This window comes from Streptomyces sp. NPDC028910, from assembly GCF_055564955.1.
In genome coordinates, this window is record NZ_JBVHVF010000029.1 from 1 (window position 1) to 23,992 (window position 23,992).

Genomic DNA, 23,992 nt, shown 5'->3' on the forward strand with positions numbered 1-23,992 from the left:
TGTCCCCTCCCCCCCCCTTCTCCCCCCCCCCCCCCCCCCCCCCCCCCCCCCTTCCCCCCCCCCCCCCCCCCCCCCCCCCCCCCCCCCCCCCCCCCCCCCCCGGCCGCCTTCCGCGGCACGACACCGCACGGCACGACACGGCACGGCACCACACGGCACCACACCGCACCACACCGCACGAAGGGACCCGCCCATGGCACGGATGCCGTCGGCCGAGCGGCGCCGGCAGCTGACCGAGGCCGCGATCCGGGCGATGACCCGCGACGGCGTCGCCGCGACGACGACCCGGTCGATCTGCGCCGAGGCGGGCGTGTCACTGAGCGTCTTCCACTACTGCTTCGACTCCAAGCAGGCCCTGCTGGAGTCCGTCATCGCGGCGATCACCGATCACAGCATCACCGTGGTGAGGGAGGCGATCCAGCCGAAGGCCACCCTTCGGGAGACGGTCCGGGCCGGCTTCCAGGCGTACTGGGACCACGTGTCCGCCCATCCCGGCGAGCACATGCTCACGTACGAACTCACGCAGTACGCCCTGCGCCGGCCGGGCTTCGAGCACCTGGCACGACGGCAGTACGCGCTGTACGCCGACACCTACGCCGAGCTCGTCGAACAGCTCCGTCACCACATGGGCTTCGAGCTCCGCGTCCCCGTCCCCGTCCTGGCCCGCTATCTGGCCGCCATGACCGACGGACTGACGCTGAACCACCTCGTTCTCGGCGATGCGGCGATCTCGGCGGACATCCTCGACACGATCACCGACCACGTGGCGGGCCTCGTCGGCGGCGACTCCCGCCGGGGAGAGGGTCAGGACCGGTCCAGCAGGGTGGCCAGGACCTTGTAGAGGACCGATTCCGGATCCTGCACGGCCTCCGCCGAGCGCCAGGCCACGAAGCCGTCGGGACGCACCAGGACCGCGCCGGCCGCGGTCGTGCCGTGCGCCTCGGCCCAGTCGGCCCCGTTCTCCGGGATCAGGTCGGCCTCCGGCCCGGTGCCGATCGCGTACGCGTCCAGGCGCAGCTCCAGCCGCTTGGCGACGGACAGCGCCGCACCGCGCCAGGGCGTGCCCTCGGAGCTGAGCACGACGAAGGACCGCTCGTAGAGGTCAACGGTCGACTTCGGCTCCCGCTCCCCCGGTCCGCGCAGCCACAGGTGCGGCGCACGTGTGCCCGGATCGCCGCACAGCCGCATCCGTTCGGGCACGACCGGCAGGTCCGGGTCGGCTCCCACGACCGCGCCCTCGTTGTAGCGGTAGCCCATGGCCACGGAGAGGACACCGCTCTGCCGTCCGCCGCCGCGCGGGGCGGGCGCGGGGACCGACTTGGGGTCGGGCTCGTACCCGGGGTGGCTGTGCTCCACGGAACGGGCCGAGGCGCGCTCGCTCGTCGCCCGCGCCACCGGCAGGCGCTCGGCCTCGTACGACTGCAGCAGGCCCGGGCCCGCCGCACCGTTCAGCACCGCGGCGAGCTTCCAGGCGAGGTTGTGGGCGTCCTGGATACCGGTGTTCGAGCCGAACGCCCCGGTCGGGGACATCTCGTGGGCCGCGTCACCGGCCAGGAAGACCCGGTCGGCCGCATAGCGCAGCGCGACCCGCTGGGCGGCGTGCCACGGAGCCTTTCCGGTGATCTCGACGTCCAGGTCGGGTGCGCCGACGGCCCGGCGGATGTGCGCGACGCAGCGCTCGTCGGTGAAGTCGTCCAGCGTCTCGCCCCGGTCGGGGTGCCACGGCGCGTGGAAGACCCACCGCTCGCGGTTGTCGACCGGCAGCAGGGCCCCGTCGGCGTCGGGCTTGGTCAGGTAGCAGACGATGAAACGCCGGTCGCCGATCACGTCCGCCAGCATGCGGGACCGGAAGGTGATGCTCACGTTGTGGAACAGGTCTCCGGGACCGCTCTGGCCGATCCGGAGCTGTTCCCGCACCGGGCTGCGCGGCCCGTCGGCGGCGACGAGGTAGTCCGCGCGGACCGTGCTGTGCTCCCCGGTCTCCCGGTTCTTGACGAGCGCGGTCACCCCTCGCCCGTCCTGCTCGAAGGAGAGCAGTTCGGTGGAGAACCGCAGGTCCGCCCCGAGGGAGGGGGTGACGGACATCAGGACCGGCTCGATGTCGTTCTGGCTGCACAGGCACCATGCCGACGGGCTGAAGCGCGCGAGCGCGCCACCCGGGTCGATCTGCTCGAACAGCCACTCCTGGTCGTCACCGGTCAGCGAGCCGCCTTGCATGATGCCGTGGTTGTCCGCCAGGACCGAGGCGGCCTCGCGGATCCGGTCCTCGACGCGGGCGACCCGGAACAGTTCCATCGTCCGTACGTTGATACCGCGTCCGCGCGGATGCGTGGAGGTACCCGCGTGCTTCTCGACCAGCATGTGGGTGATGCCATGCCGGCCGAGGAACAGCGAGGTGCACAGGCCCACCAGCGAGCCGCCCACGATGAGGACTGGGACGCGGTGGTCGACGTTTTCCTTCATGGCTCTTCCATGCCCTGTACGAGCGCGGTTCCCTCGCTCGTTCACCCGCTTGGTTCTCTCCTCTCGCGCCGCAGGGATTACGGGACAACGATCGGTTCCGGTGGCGCCGCCCCGTGGCGACCGCGTGGTCTCGAAGGAGTGTGAACGATGACGACCTTGTCGGAACGGATATCCCAGTCCGCCTTCGACGACTCGAGGCTTCGGGTCGTGCTGCTGCTGGATCTGTACGACGGTGCGCAGAACAAGTTCCTGGAGGTGTACGAGAACCTCCGCAAACAGGTGTCCTCCGTCCCCGGACACATCCGCGACGAGTTGTGCCAGTCGATCGAGAACCCCTCGCAGTGGCTCATCACCAGCGAATGGGAGAGCGCACCGCGGTTCTTGGCCTGGGTCAGCAGCGAGGAACACGTCGCATCCGTCCAGCCGCTCCACGGCTGCGTACGGGACACGCGCTCGCTTCGCTTCAGCGTGCTGCGGGAGACCGGAAAGAATCCCGTGTCCGTCTCCGTCCCCGCCTTCGGCTCGTCCTCCGCCTCGCTTTCCGCTTCCACGGACGCCGCGGACCGGCCCGGGGGCCGCCTCCAGGTCGCTCCGCGACGCGGGGACGGCGTGGTCCGCCACGCCCTGACCTTCACCGTGAAGCCGGGCAGCGAGCCCGAAGTGGCGCAGCTGCTGGGCGGGTACGCCTCCCCGCAGGCGCAAGTCGACGGGAGCACCCGGCTGCGCCGCACCTCTCTCTTCATGCACGGCAACCGCGTCGTACGGGCGGTGGAGGTCGAGGGCGACCTCCTCGTGGCATTGCGCCATGTGGCCCAGCAGCCCGAGGTCAGGGCTCTCGAAGAAGCCATCAACCCGTACCTGGAGCAGGACCGGGATCTCAGTGACCCCGAATCCGCCCGGCTGTTCTTCACCCGTGCGGCGCTCCCGGCGGTCCACCACGTGGCGGCCGGCGGCCCCGAGGCCGCGGGCGTCGGGCGGCACGCGCTCTTCTACCCCGCGAAGGACGGGTGCGGCACGGCACTCGCCCGGCTGCTCGCCGGTCAGGACGATGCGGCCGTGGGCGACCCGACGAGTCCCATCGAGGCCAGCACCGTCTTCCAGCGCGACGACGTCGTCGTCCGGCTCCTGGACGTGCGGGGCCCTCTCGATGCCCGGCCCGCTCTGGCGCTCGGCGTCGAGGGCGGTCACAAGGCGGCCGTGCTCGCCCGGTTGCTCGACAGCGCCAAGGACGGCGTCCCCACCACAGATCAGGAGATCTCACGCTTTCTCGCGCGCTCTGCAATGCGCCTGATCACCGACCGGCGTACGCCGGCGCAAGCCTGAGGAGATGTCCGTCATGACCGCTCGACTGACCATGGAAGAACTGGCCGCTCTGATGAAGAAGGGCGCGGGCGTCACCGTCGATCCCGCCGACATGGCGGGCCGCCCCGACGCGAAGTTCGACGAGTGGGGGCTCGACTCCCTGGGGCTCCTCGGCATCGTCGGCGAGCTGGAGAACCGGCACGGGCGGCCGCTGCCCGCCGAGGCGGACCGGTGCAAGTCGCCGCGCGAGTTCCTCGACCTCGTCAACAACGCCCTGACCGCCGGGACCTGAGGGCTTCGGACGGACAGGCACGGCCCGGCCCGCGTGCCGACGCCCCGAGACCGGCTCCTCGCCGGTCTCGGGGCGTTCGTGGCAGAGGCCGGCCGGGATCAGCCCGGAACGGTGCACTCGAATGCGTGCAGGTACGCGTTGACCGGACGGATGTCGCCGATCACCAGGCCGGCGTCCTCCATACGGGTGCGGAGGCTTTCCTTGGTGTGCTTGGCCCCGCCGACGTTGAGCAGCAGGAGCAGGTCCATGGCCGTGGTGAACTTCATCGACGGCGTGTCGTCGACCAGGTTCTCGATGATCACGACCCTGGCTCCGGGGCGGGCCGCGCCGACGACGTTCCGCAGGGTCCTGCGGGTGCTGTCGTCGTCCCACTCCAGGATGTTCTTGATGATGTACATGTCGGCTTCGACTGGGATGGACTCCCGGCAGTCCCCGGGAACGATGCCGGTCCGCTCGGCGAGCGGACCGCCGTCCCGCAGGCGGGGGTCCGCCTTCGCCACCACGCCCGGCAGGTCGAGCAGCACCCCCCGTACCGTCAGGTGCTTCTCCAGCAGACTCGCCAGTACGTGTCCCTGGCCGCCTCCGATGTCCGCGACCACCGAGACGCCGGTCAGGTCGAGGAGGTCCGCGACGTCCAGCGCCGACTGCATGCTGGACGTGGTCATGGCCCGGTTGAACACGTGGGCCGACTCGTGGGCGTCCTGGTGCAGGTAGTCGAAGAACCCCTTGCCGTACAGATCGTGGAACACGCTCCCGCCGGAACGCACGGCGTCGTCGAGCCGTGGCCAGGCCTGCCAGGTCCAGGGTTCCGTGCACCACAGGGCGATGTAGCGCAGGCTGTGCGGATCGTCGTCGCGCAGCAGCCGCGACATCTCCGTGTGGGTGAACGTCCCGTCCTCGGTCTCCGTGAAGATCCCGTAGCAGGACAGGGCGCGGAGCAGCCGTAGCAGGGGCTGCGGCTCGCAGTGCACCGCCGTGGCGAGCTCGGCCGCGGTGGCCGGCGAATCCCCCAGGGCGTCGGCCACGCCGAGACGGGCCGCCGCTCGTACGGCCGCGGCGCAGGCCGCTCCGAAGACGAGCTCCCGCAGGCGCATGGCGGGCTGGGGGGTGTGCGCGGGGGCCGGGATCGGGGTGGCGGTGGTGGTGATCTGGGTGGTGGGGATGGATGTGGAGGTGGAGGTGGAGGTGGAACTTACCGTGGTCATACGGTCTCGATTCTCCTGATGAGGGGGAACACGGTCAGCACAATCCGGCCGGTACGGAGGTCTCGCACCGATTGCGGAGGAACTGGTTGCCCGTTCCGCTTCCCTGGTCGACCAGGTCGGCCGGCTGGTTGTCCCTCACCTCGTTGTCATAGATGACGTTGTCGGTGTTCGTCGCGCCCACGAAGCTCTTGAACAGCAGGATTCCGCCCGACAGCGGTGAGGACCCGACGTTGCCGCGAATGGAGTTCGCCCGCACGATCGTCTCCTCGGCCCCCGTGAGGACGATGCCCACGCCCTGGATGGCGGGGAGGCGGCTGGTGCCCTTGCAGAACTTGTTGTTCTCGTGGATGCGGTTGCCACGGATGGTCATGTCACCGGCGCCCGGCTCGCCCTCGTCGCCGACGACGAACACGCCAGCGCAGTTGCCGGTGAGGGTGTTCCAGTTGACGGAGAGGTTCCTGACCCGCCTGACCGTGACACCGATCCGATTGCCCATCAGCCTGTTGTTCCGGATGACGGTGCCCAGGGTGTCGATGGCGCCGCCCTCCCGTTCGACGGTGTTGGCGATGAAGATTCCCGCGTCGGTGTTGTCGCGGGCGACGTTGTCGCGGAACAGCCCGCGGGTGGACCTCTCCTGGGCGATGCCCCAGATGCCGTTGTTCTCGGAGATCACCCGCTCGACTCTCAGCCGGTCGGTGGAGGAGGCCCAGATACCGTTCCGCTTGAAGCCGGAGACGGTCAGCGACCGGATGTTCACCCCGTCGACGGGCTGATCCTCCGTGCCCATGACGCAGATGCCGGTGTCGGCCTGCGAGCAGGCGCCGGCCTGCCTGGCCTGGGCCTTGGCCCGGGCCGCCGGTGCGGTCTGTGTGGTCCGTGTGGTCCGTGTGGTCCGCGCGGTCGGTGGCTTGATCACCGTCTCGGCCCCCCACCCCCGCAGGGTCAGCCTCTTCGTGATCAGCACGTTCTCGTAGTAGGTGCCGGGCATGACGGTGATGATGTCGCCCGGCCGTGCGGCGTTCACCGCGTCCTGGATCGAGTCGCCCGGACGCACCCTGGCCGCGGCCGCGGCCGCGGGTGGCGCGAACACGCCGAGACCTGCGGCCATGACGACTGCGATGGACGTGAGGGACTTGAGTTGTCGATTCGTCACGATGCCGAAGTTATGGGCGTTTGCGACGATTCGCCACACCGAGTAAGCGGATGGATACATCCGGTGGGCAAACGGCCGCATTTTGCCGTCCGGAGGAGTGGATCGAGGGACCGGGGGTGACACCGGCCCGGGTCGTGACGCCGGATCAGGTCCGGCCTTGCGGCCTGTCGCCCGCCCTGACGGTCCCAGGGGGCACGTCACACGGCGCCGTGGCGGCGCGGGCCCCGGGCGGCTGTTGCCTCCCGTTCGGTGACGGCGCTGGTCACAGGGGGTTTCCCGCGCGCTCCGGTGACGGGCAACAGGCAACCCGTCGACTCCGGGTCCCGCCGGCGGAAGGCTGAAGCCGTCCACACGAGGCAAGAACCGCAAGGGGAAATCATGCGCAAGATGTTCCGCGGCGCCGCCGCTCTCGCGACCTCCGCCGCCGCCGTGATCGCGCTCAGCGGTACGGCCCTGGCCAAGCCGGTCGACGCGTGGGCCGGATGCCCGGACGGGGCGGTCTGCATCTACCCCCAGAACCAGAACCCCGCCGTCAAGCCGACCCACGTCTTCTACAGCTACGGGGCCCACAACGTGAACAACCAGTTCGGGAACCACTGGGTCCTCAACAACCAGTACGGCGGTGCGACCGCAAACCTGTGCACGGGTTACGGCGGCTCGGGCTGCGGGCACCCCATCGCCGCGAAGACCGGCGTCTACGCCGACCTCACGCCGATCAACTCGGTCCGCCTCAACCCGTAGCACCTCTCGTCAGGACGGTTCCGGAGCCGCCGTTCTTCGACGGCTCCGGACGTTCCTGTGTTCGTCATACCGGGCCGAAGGTCCGGTCTTCCGTCCGACCCCCGCTGTAGCCTGGGCACTGCCATCTCGGTGCCTGGGCGCGCATTGCCATGGGGGATGTTTTGGGGGATCCGGACCGCCGGCGGAAGACCGATCACCAGCACGCATCCGGCGACACCGCGATGCCCTTCCCCGTACAGCTGAGACGTCTGCGGATGCAACGCGGCCTGTCCCTCGCGGACCTCGCACGGCAGACGCACTACAGCAAGGGCTATCTGAGCAAGATCGAGACCGGCTCGAAGCGCGTCACCGTCGATGTCGCGCGGCGCTGCGACGACGTACTGCGGGCAGGGGGCGAACTGCTGCGGATGGTCCAGGAGACGGGACCGCCCGACGCCGACCCCGACCCCGACCGCGACACCGGCGCTGGCGCGGGCGGCGATGCCGATGCCGATGCCAGTGTCGGGTCGCAGGCGGGCGGCGCATGTCCCTACCGCGGCCTGCCCGCCTTCACCGCGCGGGAGGCGCGGTGGTTCTTCGGGCGGGAGCGGGCAACGGCCGAGCTGGCCGAACGGGTCTTCGAGCGGATCGGCAGCGGGCCGCTGATGCTGGTCGCCCCGTCGGGCGCCGGCAAGTCCTCCCTGCTCAACGCCGGTCTCGTCCCGGCCCTGCGGCGCGGCGACTTCCCGATGCCGGGCGCCGACAGCTGGCCGGTGGTGAGGTTCACCCCCACCGCGCATCCGCTGGAAGAGCTGCTGGACCGTGCCGGGAAGGTCCTGGGCAGCGATCTCGGCATCACGGCGCGGGAGTTGCGGGAACGGCCGCACGCGCTGCTCGAAGCCGTCCACCGACTGGCGGACCCTCCTCCCGCGGATCCTCTTCCCTCGGGGGTGCGGGACCGGCGGCCGCCGCCGCTGCGTCCGGTGCTGCTCGTCGACCAGTTCGAGGAGCTGTTCACCCTCTGCTCCGACGAGGACGAGCGGCGCGCGTTCGTACGGGTGCTGTGCGCCCTGGCCGCCTCCCGCCCGGCGCCGACCGCTGAGGACCCCGCCGTCGTGGTGCTCGGCGTACGGGCCGACTTCTCCGGGAACTGTCTGGACCTCCCGGAGCTGGCCCCCGTCTTCACCGGAGGGCTGTTCGTGCTGCCACCGATGACCCCGGCGGAGCTCCGGGAGTCGATCATCCGCCCGGCGGAGCTCGCCGGGCTCACCCTCGAACCGGGCCTGGTGCCCCTGCTGCTGCGCGACGTCGGCCTGCGCGACGATCCGCCGGACCGGACCCCCTCCGGTGCGCTGCCCCTGCTCTCCCACGCCCTGATGGCCACCTGGCGGCAACGCGAGGGCGCCACCCTGACCGTCGCCGGATACGAGCGCACCGGCGGCATCCAGGGGGCGATCGCCCGTACGGCCGAGGAGGTGTTCGCCCGCCTGTACCCGGCCGAGCAGAACACGCTGCGCCGCGTCCTGGTGCGGCTGGTCCACGTCGCCGACGGTACGGGGGCCGCGCGGCGCCGGATGAGCCGGACCGCCCTGATGGAGCAACTGGTCGACGCGGGGTCCGCCGCGGCCGCGCTCGACACCTTCGTACGGGCCCGTCTGATCACCATGGACAGCGACACCGTCGAGATCACCCACGAGGCCCTGCTGCACGCCTGGCCACGGCTGCGCGGCTGGATCCGCGCCGACCGGGCCGGGCTCCTGATCCACCAGCAACTGGCCCACGCCGCCGCCGAATGGGAGCGCGAGGGCCGCGATCCCTCGGCCCTCTACCGCGGGACCCGGCTGGAGACGGCCCGTTCCTGGGCCGACGAGCTCGACGGCCGGAGCCGGCTCGGCGCCCGGGAAGCCGCCTTCCTGCGGGCGAGCCAGGCCGCGCAGGACGGCCGTGAGCGGCAGGCCGGGCGCCAGCTGCGGTTGCGTCAGCGGATGCTGGCCACGCTCGTGGTCCTGCTGGTCCTCGCCGTGGGCGCCGGCGCTCTGGCGTACCAGCAGCGCGCGGGTGCGCTCGGCCAGGAGCGCGTCGCCCGTTCGCGGGCGCTGGCCCTGCAGTCCGCGGCGCTGGCCGCGGGCCAGCCGGAGGCGTCGATACTGCTCGCCGGGGAGGCCTACCGGACCGCGGCGACGAGCGAGGCGCGGGGGGCCCTGCTGAGCACCCAGGCCCAGCCGTTCATCGCCCGCCTGGGCGGGCACGGCGGGCCGGTCAACGCGGTGGCCTTCGCGCCGGGCAACGGTTCGCTGGCGACGGCCAGTTCCGACGGGACGGTGACCCTGCGCCGGGTGGCCGACCGCCGGACGACCGCGACCCTCACCATGCCCGGCCGCGTACGCGCGGTCGCCTTCAGCCCGGACGGGCGGACCCTCGCGGCGACCTCCGCGGACGGCCCGGCGCGGCTCTGGGACACCGCCGGTCACGGCGCGACGGCGGTTCTCCCGGCGGCCACGGCGGGCGCCCGGGCCGTGGCCTTCGCGCCCGACGGGCGGACGATGGCGATCGCCGGCCCCGACGGGACGATCCGGCTGTGGGAGGCCGCCGGGGACCGCCGCGCCCTCGCGTCCCTCGCCGGCCATACGGGGCGGGTCAACGCCCTGGCGTACGCCGCGGACGGCCGGACGCTGGTCTCGGCCGGCGCCGACCGCACCGTACGGCTGTGGGATCCGGTGGACGCCCGTCCGCTGGCCGTCCTCGCCGGGCACACCGACGAGGTGCTGGGGGCCGCGTTCGCCCCGGACGGCCGTACGGTCGCCACGGGAGGCGTCGACCGGACCGTGCGGCTGTGGGACGTGGGCGGGCGCCGGACGACCGCGACCCTGACCGGGCACAGCGACGACGTCAACTCGGTCGCGTACACGCCGGACGGGACGACGGTCGTCAGCGCGGGCGGCGACGGTACGACCCGGCTGTGGGACGTGGCCGGAGGCCGGCTGACGGCGACGCTCGCCGGGCACACCGACTACGTCCTCGGGGTGGCCGTGGACACCCGTGGCGCGGTGCTGGCCACCGCCGGCTTCGACCAGTCGGTGGTGCTGTGGGACCTGCGGGGCGCGGTGCTGACCTCGCGGCCGTTCACGGAGATCTGGCACGCCGCGTACAGCCCGGACGGAAAGCTGCTGGCCACCGCGGAATCGGATCACGCGGTGCGGCTGTGGGAGGTGGCGGGGCGCCGGGTCCTGGCCACGTTCTCGGGGCACAGCGAGTCGGTGTTCTCGGTGGCCTTCGCCCCCGACGGACGGACCCTGGCCTCGGCCGGCTCCGACGGCACGATCCGGCTGTGGGACGTGGTGACGCACCGCCCGCTCGCCGTCCTCGCCGGGCACACGGACTTCGCCAACGACGTGGAGTTCAGCCCGGACGGCCGCACCCTGGCGAGCGCCGGCGACGATCTGACGGTCCGGCTCTGGGACGTCCCCGGGCGCCGCCCGCTGGCCGCCCTCACCGGCCATACGGGTGCGGTACGGGGGGTGGCCTTCAGCCCGGACGGGCGGACCCTCGCGAGCAGCGGCAACGACGGGACCGTACGGCTGTGGGACGTCCGGCGCCGCCGCTTCGAGGCGGCGCTGGCCGGTCACACCGGCTCCGCGCGGGGCATCGCCTTCTCCCCCGACGGCCGTACGCTCGCCAGCAGCGGCAACGACCGTACGGTGCGGCTGTGGGACGTGGCCGGGCGCCGGACGGTGGCCGCGCTGTCCGGTCATGCGAACGCGGTGTGGGGCGTCGTCTTCGCCCCCGGCGGGCGCATGGTGGCCAGCAGCAGCACGGACGGCACCGTACGGCTGTGGAACCTGGACGTCGGGGCACGGCTGGCGGCGATCGACCGCTTGCGGCAGGGCCTCGCCCCCGGGGAACCGGACAGACCGGAGCGGGCGCCCGCTACGAGTTCGGGCTCGGTTCGACGCCGGACGTAGAGGGCGAGCTCAGGCACTGCGGCGCGGCTTCCCCTTCGAGGCCGTCTTCTGGGCGCCGGGCTTCTTCGCGGCGGCCGCCGCGCCGTTGGACTGGGGCCGCGGTCCGGCCCGCACGGGTGAGCCGGACGTGCACCGGAGCGCTGAGCGTGGTCGTTCACCTGTGCGAGCGCCGGTGTCAGGCTGCCTCGCGGCGCCTGAGGGCGTAGAAGGTGATGGCGCCGAGCAGGAGGATCCCGGCGCCGACGCCGGCCAGCGGCGCGAGCTTGCCCACAGGCGAGTCGTCGTCCTTCGCGGCAGCCGCCACGCCGCCGGTCCCGCCCTGTTCGCCGGTCCCGTTCGCACCGGCCGGCGAGGGACCCTGGGCGGCGTCGTCACCGAAGAAGAACACCGGGCTGTTTCCGGAGCTCGGTGTGCCGGAGACATCCACGGTCAGCGAGATCGGTACGACGATGCCCTTCGCCTCGCTGTGCGGCTCGGCGACCTGCGCCTGGATGTAGTACGTGCCGGGCACGTCGTATCCGTTGGAGTCGGGGCTCTTCGCGCCGTCCTGCTCGGTGATCGCCCAGGGCCCGCAGACCCGCTCGAAGTGACCGGTCTTCCCCGTGAACAGCTCCGCCGCGCGGTGGTCCTGGTTGCACAGCGTCGACTCACGCTGGGCGTTGTAGACGGTGACGCTCCACCCGCTGGTGGCGGAGTGGGGGAAGTCGACCGGGACGTCCACGCCGGCCTTGACCGTCAGTTTCTGGCCCGCCTTCAGCTCCACCCGCCAGAAGGGGGCCTCACCGACGACGATGGACTGCCGGTGGGTGCCCGGTCCGATCGGGGTCGCGCTGTTGAAGGAGAAGCCGCCCTCGGCGGCGGCCCCCGTGCGGGGCTCCGGAGTCCGCGCGCCGGCCCCCTGGGGCGTCTTGTCCGCGACGGCGCCGCGGTCCCCCTCCCGTTCGCCGACGGCTCCGAACTCCCGTTCCACCACGCCGTCCGCGGCCCCGGCCGCCTCACGACCTGCCTTGCGGAGCCCATCCTCGCGCCCGGCGCCCGGATCAACCTCAGCGTCTTCACGCCCGACGACCCGGACCACCGGGAGTGACCGGCCCGACCGCGCCGCTCAGGACGGCGGTCCGCCGACGGGCCGCTGGAGGTCCCGGCAGTCCATCAACGTCGTCCTGCGGGACTCAACGACCCCCCTCACCGAGCCGACGAGCCTGCCATTGGTCCGCCGTCATCCGCCAGACGACATCGATGCCCACTTCGCCAGGAGCGACGGGTCCCTCGGGGGCCTGTCTGCGTGCGACCTCGGCGAATCCCAGGCGTCGGGCGACGGCTCCGCTGGCGGGGTTGGCAGCATCGTGATGGATCTCGATGCGGTCGATGCCCGCCCACTGGAAACCCTGGCGCACCAGGCCCCCGGCGGCCATCGTGGCCAGACCACGTCCGGTGTGGTGAGGGTGAAGCCAGTAGCCGATGTCGAGGCCGCCCGCGCCGACGCGGCGCATGAGACCGCAACTGCCGATCACCTCGGCATCCGACGTGATCGCATAGCCGAAGGCCTGCCCGGTCTCCCACTCTTCCTCGGTCCGGGCGAGGAAGTCCGAGGTTCGCTGTCTGCCAGGGTCCGCGGCCCAGGGCATCCACGGCACCAGATGGTCCAAGGACTCGCAGATCGCCCGTTGCAAGGCGTCGAGATCGCTCATGCGCCACCGGCGCAGCTCGACCTGGTCACAACGGAGGACTTCGGCAGGCTCTTCCATGCGCCGGATGTTCTCCCGGTCCACGTGGTCGCGACAACGCATTATCGGCTGCCCGTCACCCAACCGGGCAGGGCACGGCCCCCGAGGCGACCGGCGTAGCGGCGCCATCCGCTCCGCTTCCCTGGCCGGGACGGAGTTGACGAAGTAGCCGTCGATACTCGGCCATAGTTTGGCCGAAACTCCTTTGCAGAAAATGTTGTTGAGAACCCTCGGATCAATAGTACGATTTCCACCGAACATGTGCCCTTGGCAACCATCGACCCGGACCTCGACCATCCTGTTCTGCCGCCAAAGGGCCATGCCGCATTACCGATTGTTCACCGGCACCACCAGGTGTACGGCCGAGGTCACAAACCTTCACGGGTGAGATGCGGCCCGACGCGCGCAACATGCGCGTCGCGCGTCTCGCCGGGCAACAACTAGGGGAGTTTTTCCGTGTCTCACATGCGTAAGATCGTGGTTGCAGCCATCGCCGTTTCCCTTACCACCGTCACGGTTACGGCCAGCGCGTCGGCGGACACCGTCAAGGCCTCCAAGACGCAGGCCTCGACCGTCAGCGCCGGGATCACCGGCACCTGGTACAACCAGCTCGGCTCGACCTTCATCGTCACCGCCACCCCCGACGGCGGCCTCACCGGCACCTACGAGTCGGCCGTCGGCAACGCCGAGAGCCGCTACGTCCTGACCGGCCGCTACGACAGCGCCCCCGCCACCGACGGCAGCGGCACCGCCCTCGGCTGGACGGTGGCCTGGAAGAACGACTACCGCAACGCCCACTCCAACACCACCTGGAGCGGCCAGTACGTCGGCGGCGCCGAGGCGAAGATCAACACCCAGTGGCTGCTGACCTCCGGCACCACCACCGCCAACGCCTGGAAGTCCACCCTCGTGGGCCACGACACCTTCACCAAGGTGAAGCCGTCGGCCGCTGCCATCGACGCCGCCAAGAAGCTGGGCGTCAACAACGGCAACCCCTTCGAGGCCGGCCAGCAGTAACCGCGTCCGGGCACTGAGGTGCCGAGGCGCTGAACCGAACGCGTGCGGGCCGTCCCGGGGAGTCCCTTCGGGCGGCCCGCACGTGCGCGGCCGCACCCCCGGGCGGCGTCCGCACGAGACGCGTCTCACACAGGTTCGGCCCCGGCGGGTATTCAGCGTGATCATGAACGCTTGGTACCGTCGATCGGGGGAAGGTGGAATTGACGTGATGGTGGCAATGCCCGTTGACAGTGTGGATCTGTTCGACCAGGGGTATGCGCTCGACCCATATCCGGCGATGGCGGCGCTCCGCGAGAACGAACCCGTGAAGTACGACGAGAACACGGGGCTTTGGCTGATCAGCCGGTACGAGGACGTGCGCGCGATTCTGCTCGACCCGGAGAATTTCCTTCCGGACAATGCGATCGACGCGATCGGAAGATTCTCCGTGCAGACGCTGCGCGTTCTCGCACGGGTCAAGTTCGACCTCCCTCAAACGCTTGCGAACAACGGCTCCGAGAGCCACGCCGGTTACCGGCGCATCATGACCAGACTGCTCAACGCCCAGGCCGTCAACGCCTCGGTCCCGATGGTCGAGAAGGTCGTGGCGCAATCCCTCGACGAGGTCGAGCAGCGGCTCGCCGCCGACGGCGTGTGCGATCTGGCGACGACCCTCGCGCGGGACGTGCCGTTCCGGGTGATGCTGCGGCTCCTCGGTCTGGAAACCGCCATCGATGTCGGCATAGACACCCTGGCCCGGTGGAGCGACGCGTCCCTGGAGCTGTTCTGGGGGCGGCCGCGGGGCGAGCGCGAAGTGCAGCTGGCCCGCGAGGCCGCCGAGTTCTACGCCTGGCTCACCGCGCTGGTGTCGAAGCCGGCGCCCGAGGAGGCCACGCTGCTCGGCGCGCTCGCCGCGCACCGGCTGCCGGACGGGAAGCCGCTGAGCGTGACCCAGGCGGCGGCCGTGGTCTACTTCATGATCATCGCCGGCCAGATGACGACGACCCAGATGCTGAGCACCATGTACCGCAGGGCGCTCGAGGAGCCGGGCCTGTGGCAGCGGTTCGCCGCGCAGCCGGCCACCGTGGAGCCCTGGACCGAGGAGGTGCTGCGGCGGGATCCGCCCATCACCACCTGGCGTCGGGTCACCGGCCGGCCGATGACCCTGTCCGGCGTGGATCTCCCGGCAGGGGCTCCGCTGCTGCTGATGCTGGCGTCCACCGGATCGGACGCCGAGGTCTTCGAGAACCCGGAGCAGATCTGTCCGCACCGGGCCAACGTGCGCAAGCACCTCTCCTTCGGGGTGGGGCGCCATCGCTGCTCCGGGGCCGAACTGGCCAGGATGGAGGCCGACGTGGTGATGCGGATGACCGCCGCCCGGCTGCCGGACCTCCGGCTCTCGGTACGGTCCTCGCCCGAGATGCTGGCGCTGCTCTCCTTCCGCGCCCCGCTGCAGGTCCTGGTAGAGCGGGACACCCCGTAGGCCCTGTCCGGGGCCCGCGCACCCGGCGTCCGGCCGGTGGTCAGTCCCCCGGAAAGCGTTCGAACAGGGTGGCGATGCCCAGCCCACCCGCCGCGCCGAGCGTGGCCAGGCCGTACCGGGCCTGGCCCGCCAGCGGGTCGACGGTCCCGAACATGTCCGAGAACATCCGCGTCACCAGTACGGCCCCGGAGGCCCCCCAGGGATGGCCGAGCGCGAGCGCGCCGCCGCCCCGGTTGACGCGCTCCTCGGGGATGCCCAGTTCGTCCAGGCAGGCCAGTACCTGTCCGGCGAAGGCCTCCGTGAACTCCACCAGGGGTACGTCGGCCAGGTCCAGGCCGGGATTGCGCTTCAGCAGCCGCCGCACCGCCGGCACGGGCCCCCAGCCGAGGATCTCCGGGTCCACGCCGCTCACCGCCGAGTCGGCCACCCGCAGCCCCCGGGACAGGCCCAGCTCGCGGAACTTCCGCTCGGACAGGACCGCGACCATGGCCGCGCCGTCGTTGACCGGGCAGGAGTTGCCCGCGGTGACCGTGCCGCCCTCGACGAACGCGGGCCGCAGCCGGGCGAGCTTCTCCAGGCTGGTGTCCGGGCGAGGGCACTCGTCCGCCGTCACCACCACCGTGCCCGCCTTGCCGACGCGGACCTCCACGGGCACCAGCTCGGCGTCGTAGCGCCCCGCCCGGGCGGCTTCGACCGCCTTGCGGTGGCTGGCGAGGGCGTACCGGTCCTGCCGCTCCCGGGTGATCCCGCCCCGCCGTGCCACGTTCTCCCCCGCGACGCCCATGTCGGGGTCCCCGAACTCGGCGGGCACGAAGTGCGGGCGGGCGTAGAACCGTGGCGTCCCGTGGGGCACCGCCGGGCGCTCCACCCGCCAGGGCGCGGTGCTGGCGCTCTCCGCGCCGCCGGCCAGGATGACGTCCCCGGCCCCCGAGGCCACCAGCCGGGCCGCCAGGTTGACGGCTTCCAGGCCGCTGCCGCACTGCCGGTCCACGGTCGTCGCCGGAACGCCGATGCCGAGGCCCGCGCTGAGCGCGGCGTACCGGGCGGGGTTGCCGCCTGAGCCGCCCGCGTTGCCGACGATCACATCGTCGACGTCGGCTCCGGTGAGGCCCACGTCGTCCAGCACTGCGGTGAGCACGGGCCCGAGGAGCTCGTGGATCGGTGTGGCGGCGAAGGCGCCGCCGATCCGGCCGATCGGGGTCCGCCGCGCCGCCGCGACGATGGGCTGCTGCCCCTTCACGAAACCTCCCGCATGCAGTGGCGACCCTCCAGGAGGATGCTCCGCACCCGCCCGTGGTCGATCTTTCCGCTGGGTGTGCAGGGCAGCTCGTCCGTCTCGAAGAGCCGCCGGGGGCACTTCTGCCGCGACACGTGGGCCGCGGCCCGGTCGCGTACCTCGGCCAGGCCCAGGCGGGCCCCGGGCCGCCACCGGACCACGGCGCACACCAGGTCGCCCCAGTGCTCGTCGGGCAGTCCGACGACCGCGGCCTCGGCGATCTCCTCCAACTGGAGCAGGGCGGCCGTGACCTCCTCCGGGTACACGTTGAGCCCGCCGCTGATCAGCATCCCCTTCTTCCTGCCGAGGAGATGCAGATAGCCGCGCTCGTCGACGCGGCCGATGTCCCCGACGCTGAACCAGCCGTCCTGGTCCGGGGCCTCACGGTGCTCGGCGGACAGGTAGCGGGTGAAGAGCATGTCGCTGCGCACGTACACCTGGCCCGTCTCGTTCACGCCGACCTCCTCTCCCGAGGGGGAGCGCAGCGAGAGCTCGACCCCGGCCGCCGGCCGGCCGACCGACTCCCGCGGACCGTCGTCGTCGCCGTGGAGGACGGAGACGAGGCTGAGTTCGGTCACCCCGTAGAACTCCACGGCGTCGGCGTCCGGGAAGAGGTCCGCGGCCAGGGCGCGGCGGGCGGGGGACCATTTCGCACCCACCGAGAGCAGGGAGCGCACGTGTGGGATCCGGCGGCCCGGGTGCCGGCGCGCGTGTTCGAGCAGCGCCTGGAACATGGTCGGCACCAGGTAGAGCCGGGTGACGCGGTGCCGCTCGATGTGGTCGAGCGCGCGGCCCGCGTCGAAGGCGGGCATCAGGCAGACGGTGGCGCCCACGTGCAGCCCGTGCACCAGGCCGAAGAGGAAGTGCGAGTGCGCCAGGGAGCCCGGCAGCAGGATCGTGTCGGTCGCGCCGATGCCGAACTCGGCGGTGTAGCGGTCGAAGGTGCGCAGCCAGGACCGGTGCGAACGGACCACCCCCTTGGGGCGGCCCGTGCTCCCCGAGGTGAAGCCCACGTAGAACGGCGCGCTGTCCGATACCTCGATGAACTCCTCAGCTCCGCCGGGGAGTTCGCTTATCCCGTGGTGGCGCAGCCATTGCTCGAAGCCGGGTCCGGCCACTTCCACCAGGGTGGACGGGGGTGCGTGCTCCGCGACCGGCCCGTCGGCGGTTTCGCAGAACAGCCGCACCGGCGGTGTGTCGCGCAGGACGGCGCCCAGTTCGGCGCCGCTCCACGCCGGGTCGAGGACCATCACCGGAATGCCGGCGACCGCGGCGCCGAGGAATATCCGCGGGAACTCCTCGCTGTTGCCGAGGAGTACGGCGATCCGGACCTCGGGGCCGGGCGCCGGGCCGAACTCGGCGCGCAGCGCCCGGGCGACGGCGAGCGCGCCGCGCCGCAGCGCGCCGTAGCTCCACCGCCGCCCGGGGCCGTCGCCGATGGCGAGCGCGGCCCGGTCGGGTGACGTCGTGGTGTGCGAGAGGAATCCGCTGGCGATCGTCATGACACCCTCAATCGCTCGGCCCGGGCCACGGTCGTCCCGGGGCGACTGCCTTACCAGGGACTGTGCTTGACCACCACTTCGATCGCACGGTCGATCTCGGCCTCGGTCAGGTCGGCCCGGGAGGTGAGCCGGATGCGGGAGAACCGGTCGGGCACCGACGGCGGGCGGAAGCACGCCACCTTGAGGCCGTCGGCCAGGCAGTTCTCCGCCCACTGCGCGGTCTGTGCCGCGGAGGGCCCGCGTACGGAGACCACGGCCGCCTGCGCCTCGGTCACCGGCAGTCCGGCGGCCGCGAGGCGTTCGGCGAGGGCCACCGCCACCGCGCGGGTACGCGCCGGACGGTCCGGCTCCGCGCGCAGTACCCGCAGCGCCGCGAGGGCTCCGGCGGCGGAGGCCGGTGCGAGCCCGGTGTCGAACAGGAAACTGCGGGCCATGTTCATGACGTGGTCGATCACCCGACGGGGGCCGATCACCGCGCCGCCCTGCGCGCCGAGGGATTTGGACAGGGTGATGGTGGTGACGACGTCGGGGCTGCCGGCCAGTCCGGCGGCGGCCACGGCGCCCTCGCCCCGCTCACCGATGACGCCGAACCCGTGCGCGTCGTCGACGAGCAGACCCGCGCCCTGTCGGCGGCAGACGCCGAGGACGGCCGCGAGGTCCACGAGATCGCCGTCGACCGAGAACACCGACTCGGTCACCGCCACCGCACGCTGCTGTTCCCGTTCCGCCAGCACCCGTTCCAGCGCCTGCGGATCGGCGTGCGCGATGTCGACCACGTCCGCGCCCGACAGCCGGTAACCGTCGATCAGCGAGGCGTGGTTGAAGGCGTCGGAGGCGATCAGGGTGCCGGGGCGGGCCAGTGCGGTCACCGCGCCGAGGTTGGCCAGGTAGCCGGAGGAGAAGACCAGCGCGGCCTCCGCACCGCTGAACTCCGCCAGCTCCCGTTCCAGTTCGGCGTGCACTTCCGTCGTGCCGGTGGCCAGCCGGGAGCCGGTCGACCCGGCCCCCCAGGTCAGGGACGCGTCGGCGACCGCCTGGACCACGTCGGGGTGGCGGGTGAGGCCGAGGTAGTCGTTGCCGCCGAAGTCGATCACACTCGGGCGGGCGCCCCGGACCTGGAGCCGGCGGGTGAGGCCGGCCCGGTCCCTGCGCCGCGTGCTGTCGTCGATCCACGCGAACACGTCGTGCGGATCGCTCTTTCGCTCTGCTTGCATCGCTTCGCTCCGAACGCTATCCGGCAGGGCCGAGGACGAGGACGCCGTTGTGGCCGCCGAAGCCGAACGACTGGGTGAGGGACGGTCCGGGCTGCCATTTGCGGCCCTCGCCGGTCACCACGTCCACGGCCAGTGCCGGGTCGACCGTGGCGAGGCCGATCGTGGGCGGTATCAGCTCGTGCCGCATGGACAGGAGCACCGCTACGGCCTCCAGCGCACCGCCGGCGCCGAAGGCGTGCCCGGTCGCCCCCTTGGTGGAGGTCACGGGCGGGCAGTCCTCGAACACCGAGAGGATGGCGTTGGTCTCCGCCTCGTCGTTGCGCAGTGTTCCCGTACCGTGGGCGTTGATCTGCCGTACGTCCCTCGGGTCCACCCCGGCGTCCTGGAGGGCCAGCCGGATGCACCGGGCGGCGTCGCCGCCGCCGGGGGCGGGCATGGTGATGTCGTGCGCGTCGGCCGTGCTGCCCGACCCGAGCACCTCGCCGTAGAGGGTGGCGCCGCGCGCCACCGCCGTGTCCCATTCCTCCAGCACGAGCACCGCGGCGCCCTCGGCGATGGCGAAGCCGTCGCGTTCGGCGTCGAAGGGGCGGGTGCGGCCGGAGGACGACAGGGCCCGCATGTTGGTGAAGCCGGCCACGATGGTGGGTGTGATGGCCGCCTCGGTGCCACCGGCGAGCACCCGGTCACAGGTGCCGTCGGCGATCATCCGCGCGGCGTGCCCGATGGCGTGGGTGCTCGCGGCGCAGGCGGTCTCCAGGCTCTCGCACGGGCCCCGCCATCCCTGGCGCATGGCCACCGTCGCGGCGGCGGCGTTGGCCATCATCATCGGCACGAGGAAGGGGGAGACCCGCCTGCCGCCGCGCTCGTGGTGGATGACGCTCTGCCGTTCGAAGGTGCTGACACCGGCGAGGGCCGTGGCGACGACGACGCCGCTGCGTTCGGCGTCCACCTCCGTGAGGCCCGAGTCGCGGTAGGCCATATCGGCGGCCGCGACGGCGAATTGGGTGAACCGGTCGGTGTGCCGGGCTTCCCGGACGTCCATCCAGGGGGACGGGTCCCAGTCCGTCAGCTCCCGGTGACCCTCCGGCGGTACCTGGAAGAGGCCCTCCCAGAAGGCCTCCGCCCCCGTGCCGCAGGCGCTCACGACGCCGAGTCCGGTGACCGCGACGCGGCGCGCCCCGTATGTCCCGCCCTTCATCAGGCGACCAGCGACAGGATGAGCCGGTGCAGGTCGTCGACGGTCTGGATGTCCTCCACCGCCTCGTCGGGCACCGATATGCCGAACTCTTCCTCGATGGCCATGACCAGCTCCACCTGGATGAGACTGCTGGCGCCGAGATCCTCGGTCAAGCTCGCGTCCGGGGTCACGGACTCCTGCTTGACCTGCAAGACGTCGACGGCGCAGGTGGTGAGCCGGTCGAAAACGTCGTCGTTAGCCACGGGTGGCCAACCTCCCCCAGAATCAGATGAATTGTCTGTGTTCTTACTGTTCCAGTCCCGTTGCCGCCGTGTCAGCGCCGCAAGGCCGGAAGTCATCAAGGTCACACTTTCCGCGCGGGCTCCGGCAGCGCGGAGGCGGGCGTCCCGGCCCGGCCCGCGCGGCCCGCGCGGCCCGCGGACACCCTCGGCAGGACGACCAGGGCCAGAGCGATCAGCTCCAGGCACGCACCGGCCCACCCCAGGGCGGCCGGTGAGAGCCGGTCGAGCACCGCCCCGCCGACCGCTCCGCCCAGGGCCACGCCGAGGTACGACGCGGAACTGTTGACGGAGATGGCCACGCTCGGGGCCGTCGGCGCCAGGTCCAGCACGCGGTGGATGGCGGTGGGCGGTTCGGCCCAGTAGAGCGTGCCCCAGGCGACCGTGACGGCGAGAAAGACCGCCACCACGGCTGCCGAGTCGGAGGCGAAGTAGCTCGCCAGTACCGCCAGCAGCGCCATGCTCACCACGACACCCGACACCGAGGCGGTGAAGGTGCGTTCGGCCCCGATGCGGTCGCTGAGGCGGCCGCCGATCGCGTTGCCGAACGCGCCCGCGACGCCGAACACCAGCAGGACGACGCTCACGCTGGCGTCGTCCATGCCCGTGGTGGCCCGGGTGAAGGCGGCCAGGTAGGTGAAGACGGTGAAACAGCCCGCCACGGCGAACAGGTTGGCCAGGACGGACAGGAGCACCGGTCGCTGGGCACCGATCCGCACCCGGTCGCGCATGCTGATCACCGGCGGCTGGGGCACTGCGGGCAGCACCAGGAAGAGGCCGATGAACACGGGCAGGGCCAGCACGACGACCAGCACCAACGTGAGGCGCCAGCTGCCGAGTTGCCCGACCAGCGTACCGCCGGGCACACCGAGCGCCGTGGCCACCGTGAGCCCGCCGATGATCAGTGACACCGCCCGGCCCCGGTAGCGCTCCCCCGCGAGCGCCGTCGCGGTGGCCGCCGCGGTGTTCATGTAGAGCGCGGCGCTGATCCCGGCCAGGATCCTGGCCGCCATCAGCACCCCGTACGTCGGGGCGAGGGCGCCCAGTACGTTGGCGAGCAGGAAGGCCAGCATCGAGCCGCGCAGCATGACGCGCCGGGACAGGCCGGCGGTCAAGGTCATCAGGACCGGGGCGCTGATCGCGTAGCTCAGCGCGAAGGCCGTGACGAGCTGTCCGGCCACCGGCTCGGACACGTCCAGTTCACCGGCGATACGGGGAAGAATCCCGCTGATGACAAAGCCGTCGGTTCCGACGGCAAAGGAGCCGATGGCGAGAAGCGCCAGAATCACCTTGTGGGGCATGACGCCTCCCGGGGACCCTGCGCGGGATCACGCATGTCAGGATCGTGAATTTCCCAGCTCCCCTTTCCAGTGGAGCCGATCTCGTGAACCGGCTTTACGAACGGGGTTGTTCGGATCAACGTACCAGCAAGCAAGTCCCGACAATAACGGCATCGGCGTGAGGGCGATCACGCTGACCCCTGGCCGAAAACCTTCCCCCTTCCAGCGGCCTAATCTGGAAGGGAAGCCGATTTCCAGTCAAACCCCGCCCGCTCTCACCGGATGTGGCTTGAAGTCGACGGGTCGGTCGTTATATTCGGACCGTTTGTCAACCCTTGATTCCGGCGAAGCGTCCTCAAGAGGACGAAGCGTCAGGGAGGATTCGGATCACATGACTTCAGCCGTGCCGCCCATGGATCCCGGGCAGCTCATCGCCCTCGACCGGGCCCATGTGTGGCACCCCTACGCACCCATGCCGGGGCGGACCGACCCGGTGATCGTCGAGTCGGCCTCGGGCGCACGACTGCGGCTCGCCCGGCCCGTGGAGGGCGTGGACGAGCTGGTCGACGGAATGTCCTCGTGGTGGGCGGCCGTCCACGGCTACGGACACCCGGTGCTCGATGAGGCCGTGCGCGATCAGCTCGGCAGGATGAGCCATGTGATGTTCGGCGGCATCACCCACGAGCCCGCCGTACGGCTGGCCGCGAAGCTCGTCGAGATCACGCCCGAGCCGCTCAGGCACGTGTTCCTGTCCGACTCCGGATCGGTGTCGGTCGAGGTCGCGATCAAGATGTGCCTGCAGTACTGGCGTTCCGTCGGCCGCCCGGAGAAGCGGCGGCTGCTGACCTGGCGGGGCGGCTACCACGGCGACACCTTCCAGACGATGGCCGTGTGCGACCCGGACGGCGGCATGCACAGCGCCTGGTCGGGCCTCCTGCCGGAGCAGGTGTTCGCGGACCGCCCGCCGGCCGGTTTCGACGCCGGCGTGGACGAGGCGTACGCCGTCCACCTGGCCGACCTCGTCGAACGGCACGCCCATGAGCTGGCCGCCGTGATCGTGGAGCCGGTGGTGCAGGGAACGGGCGGGATGCGCTTCCACTCCCCCGGCTACCTGAAGCTGCTGCGCGAGGTCGCCGACGCCAACGACGTCCTGCTGATCTTCGACGAGGTGGCGACCGGATTCGGCCGCACCGGCGAGCTGTTCGCCGCCGACCACGCCTCGGTCGCCCCCGATGTGATGTGCCTGGGCAAGTCCCTGACCGGCGGATACCTGTCGATGGCCGCCACGCTGTGCACCTCCCGGATCGCCGACGGCATCTCTCGCGGCGAGCTTCCCGTGCTGGCGCACGGCCCGACCTTCATGGGCAACCCGCTGGCCAGCGCGGTGGCCAACGCCTCGATCGAGCTGCTGTTCCAGAACGACTGGCGCGCGCAGGTCAAGCGGATCGAGGCCGAGCTGAGGACGACCCTGGAGCCGGCCAGGGCGCTGCCCGGCGTGCTCGACGTCCGGGTGCTCGGCGCCATCGGCGTGGTCCAGCTCGACCACGACGTGGACGTGGCGGCGGCCTCCCGGGCGGCGATGCGCGAAGGGGTGTGGCTGCGCCCCTACCGCGACATGGTCTACTCCATGCCGCCGTTCGTCACCGGAGACCAGGACCTGGCCAGGATCGCGGCCGGCGTTCTGGCGGCCGCCGCAGCGGGCTGATGGTTCCTCACCCACCCCTGAACCAGCGGCTCCTGATGCCCCGGACAGCTGACTCGAGTCACAACTCCGGCCGTTACCGCAGGTCGCAGTGGGTTGAGTCACACAAGGGTGCGTATTCGGCCCGTCATGACTAGCATCGAACACCGGAACGGCCTTCCCGGACCCGCGCATCGACGACTTGACCATTCTGCGCATCCGGGAAGATCCGAGCAGTGACAGACATTACGGGGGCTTGA

Annotated in this window: 19 protein-coding genes; 8 read left to right on the forward strand and 11 right to left on the reverse strand. The window is 71.6% G+C overall.

The window, feature by feature from the left end; all coding sequences use genetic code 11:
• The first annotated feature begins 193 nt into the window (after positions 1-193).
• Positions 194-841: a TetR/AcrR family transcriptional regulator gene (locus tag ACZ4TV_RS27875; RefSeq protein ID WP_468137767.1), complete on the forward strand. Its 648-nt coding sequence runs from the start codon at positions 194-196 to the stop codon at positions 839-841.
• On the opposite strand, the gene ACZ4TV_RS27880 is transcribed toward ACZ4TV_RS27875, so the two are convergent.
• Positions 805-2,463, reverse strand: a complete 1,659-nt coding sequence (locus ACZ4TV_RS27880; RefSeq protein ID WP_468137768.1) for an FAD-dependent oxidoreductase — start codon at positions 2,461-2,463, stop codon at positions 805-807. The two genes, ACZ4TV_RS27875 and ACZ4TV_RS27880, sit on opposite strands and share 37 nt — an antisense overlap.
• Before the next feature lie 147 nt (positions 2,464-2,610).
• On the opposite strand from ACZ4TV_RS27880, the gene ACZ4TV_RS27885 reads away from it, so the two are divergent.
• The gene (locus tag ACZ4TV_RS27885; RefSeq protein ID WP_468137769.1) at positions 2,611-3,786 is read left to right on the forward strand and encodes a SchA/CurD-like domain-containing protein; all 1,176 of its coding nucleotides are present in this window, start codon (positions 2,611-2,613) and stop codon (positions 3,784-3,786) included.
• A gap of 13 nt (positions 3,787-3,799) precedes the next feature.
• The gene (locus tag ACZ4TV_RS27890) at positions 3,800-4,057 is read left to right on the forward strand and encodes an acyl carrier protein (RefSeq protein ID WP_468137770.1); all 258 of its coding nucleotides are present in this window, start codon (positions 3,800-3,802) and stop codon (positions 4,055-4,057) included.
• 98 nt (positions 4,058-4,155) lie between these two features.
• Here ACZ4TV_RS27890 and ACZ4TV_RS27895 read toward each other — a convergent pair whose 3' ends face one another.
• Positions 4,156-5,262: a methyltransferase gene (locus tag ACZ4TV_RS27895; protein ID WP_468137771.1), complete on the reverse strand. Its 1,107-nt coding sequence runs from the start codon at positions 5,260-5,262 to the stop codon at positions 4,156-4,158.
• A 34-nt stretch (positions 5,263-5,296) separates the two neighbouring features.
• Positions 5,297-6,415, reverse strand: coding sequence for a right-handed parallel beta-helix repeat-containing protein (locus tag ACZ4TV_RS27900; protein ID WP_468137772.1), 1,119 nt, complete (start codon positions 6,413-6,415; stop codon positions 5,297-5,299).
• A gap of 378 nt (positions 6,416-6,793) precedes the next feature.
• Between ACZ4TV_RS27900 and ACZ4TV_RS27905 the strand changes: the two genes are divergently transcribed.
• Both ACZ4TV_RS27905 and ACZ4TV_RS27910 read left to right on the forward strand, forming a co-directional pair.
• Complete coding sequence (locus tag ACZ4TV_RS27905) at positions 6,794-7,156, forward strand: hypothetical protein (protein WP_468137773.1); 363 nt, start codon at positions 6,794-6,796, stop codon at positions 7,154-7,156.
• A gap of 149 nt (positions 7,157-7,305) precedes the next feature.
• The gene (locus ACZ4TV_RS27910; protein ID WP_468137774.1) at positions 7,306-11,097 is read left to right on the forward strand and encodes an nSTAND1 domain-containing NTPase; all 3,792 of its coding nucleotides are present in this window, start codon (positions 7,306-7,308) and stop codon (positions 11,095-11,097) included.
• 175 nt (positions 11,098-11,272) lie between these two features.
• On the opposite strand, the gene ACZ4TV_RS27915 is transcribed toward ACZ4TV_RS27910, so the two are convergent.
• Together ACZ4TV_RS27915 and ACZ4TV_RS27920 are read right to left on the reverse strand one after the other, a co-directional pair.
• Positions 11,273-12,067: a hypothetical protein gene (locus ACZ4TV_RS27915; protein WP_468137775.1), complete on the reverse strand. Its 795-nt coding sequence runs from the start codon at positions 12,065-12,067 to the stop codon at positions 11,273-11,275.
• 202 nt (positions 12,068-12,269) lie between these two features.
• Complete coding sequence (locus tag ACZ4TV_RS27920; protein WP_468137776.1) at positions 12,270-12,845, reverse strand: GNAT family N-acetyltransferase; 576 nt, start codon at positions 12,843-12,845, stop codon at positions 12,270-12,272.
• A gap of 444 nt (positions 12,846-13,289) precedes the next feature.
• Between ACZ4TV_RS27920 and ACZ4TV_RS27925 the strand changes: the two genes are divergently transcribed.
• Positions 13,290-13,841, forward strand: a complete 552-nt coding sequence (locus tag ACZ4TV_RS27925; RefSeq protein ID WP_468137777.1) for a streptavidin — start codon at positions 13,290-13,292, stop codon at positions 13,839-13,841.
• A 217-nt stretch (positions 13,842-14,058) separates the two neighbouring features.
• Entirely contained in the window at positions 14,059-15,303 is a 1,245-nt protein-coding gene (locus ACZ4TV_RS27930; RefSeq protein ID WP_468137779.1) for a cytochrome P450, read from the forward strand.
• A 40-nt stretch (positions 15,304-15,343) separates the two neighbouring features.
• Here ACZ4TV_RS27930 and ACZ4TV_RS27935 read toward each other — a convergent pair whose 3' ends face one another.
• The 6 genes from ACZ4TV_RS27935 to ACZ4TV_RS27960 form a co-directional block, all read right to left on the reverse strand.
• Entirely contained in the window at positions 15,344-16,543 is a 1,200-nt protein-coding gene (locus ACZ4TV_RS27935) for a thiolase family protein (RefSeq protein WP_468137780.1), read from the reverse strand.
• The gene (locus ACZ4TV_RS27940; RefSeq protein WP_468137781.1) at positions 16,540-18,081 is read right to left on the reverse strand and encodes an AMP-binding protein; all 1,542 of its coding nucleotides are present in this window, start codon (positions 18,079-18,081) and stop codon (positions 16,540-16,542) included. Before ACZ4TV_RS27940 ends, ACZ4TV_RS27935 begins: the two co-directional genes overlap by 4 nt.
• A 50-nt stretch (positions 18,082-18,131) precedes the next feature.
• A complete protein-coding gene (locus ACZ4TV_RS27945; protein WP_468137782.1) occupies positions 18,132-19,295 on the reverse strand; it encodes an 8-amino-7-oxononanoate synthase in 1,164 nt (387 codons plus the stop codon).
• Between the two features lie 16 nt (positions 19,296-19,311).
• On the reverse strand, positions 19,312-20,493 hold the full coding sequence (locus tag ACZ4TV_RS27950) for a beta-ketoacyl-[acyl-carrier-protein] synthase family protein (RefSeq protein WP_468137783.1): 1,182 nt from the start codon (positions 20,491-20,493) through the stop codon (positions 19,312-19,314).
• A complete protein-coding gene (gene acpP, locus ACZ4TV_RS27955) occupies positions 20,493-20,735 on the reverse strand; it encodes an acyl carrier protein (RefSeq protein ID WP_468137784.1) in 243 nt (80 codons plus the stop codon). Before acpP ends, ACZ4TV_RS27950 begins: the two co-directional genes overlap by 1 nt.
• A 101-nt stretch (positions 20,736-20,836) precedes the next feature.
• Complete coding sequence (locus tag ACZ4TV_RS27960) at positions 20,837-22,072, reverse strand: MFS transporter (protein ID WP_468137785.1); 1,236 nt, start codon at positions 22,070-22,072, stop codon at positions 20,837-20,839.
• A 370-nt stretch (positions 22,073-22,442) separates the two neighbouring features.
• Between ACZ4TV_RS27960 and ACZ4TV_RS27965 the strand changes: the two genes are divergently transcribed.
• Positions 22,443-23,756: an adenosylmethionine--8-amino-7-oxononanoate transaminase gene (locus ACZ4TV_RS27965; RefSeq protein ID WP_468137786.1), complete on the forward strand. Its 1,314-nt coding sequence runs from the start codon at positions 22,443-22,445 to the stop codon at positions 23,754-23,756.
• Positions 23,757-23,992 lie beyond the last annotated feature (236 nt).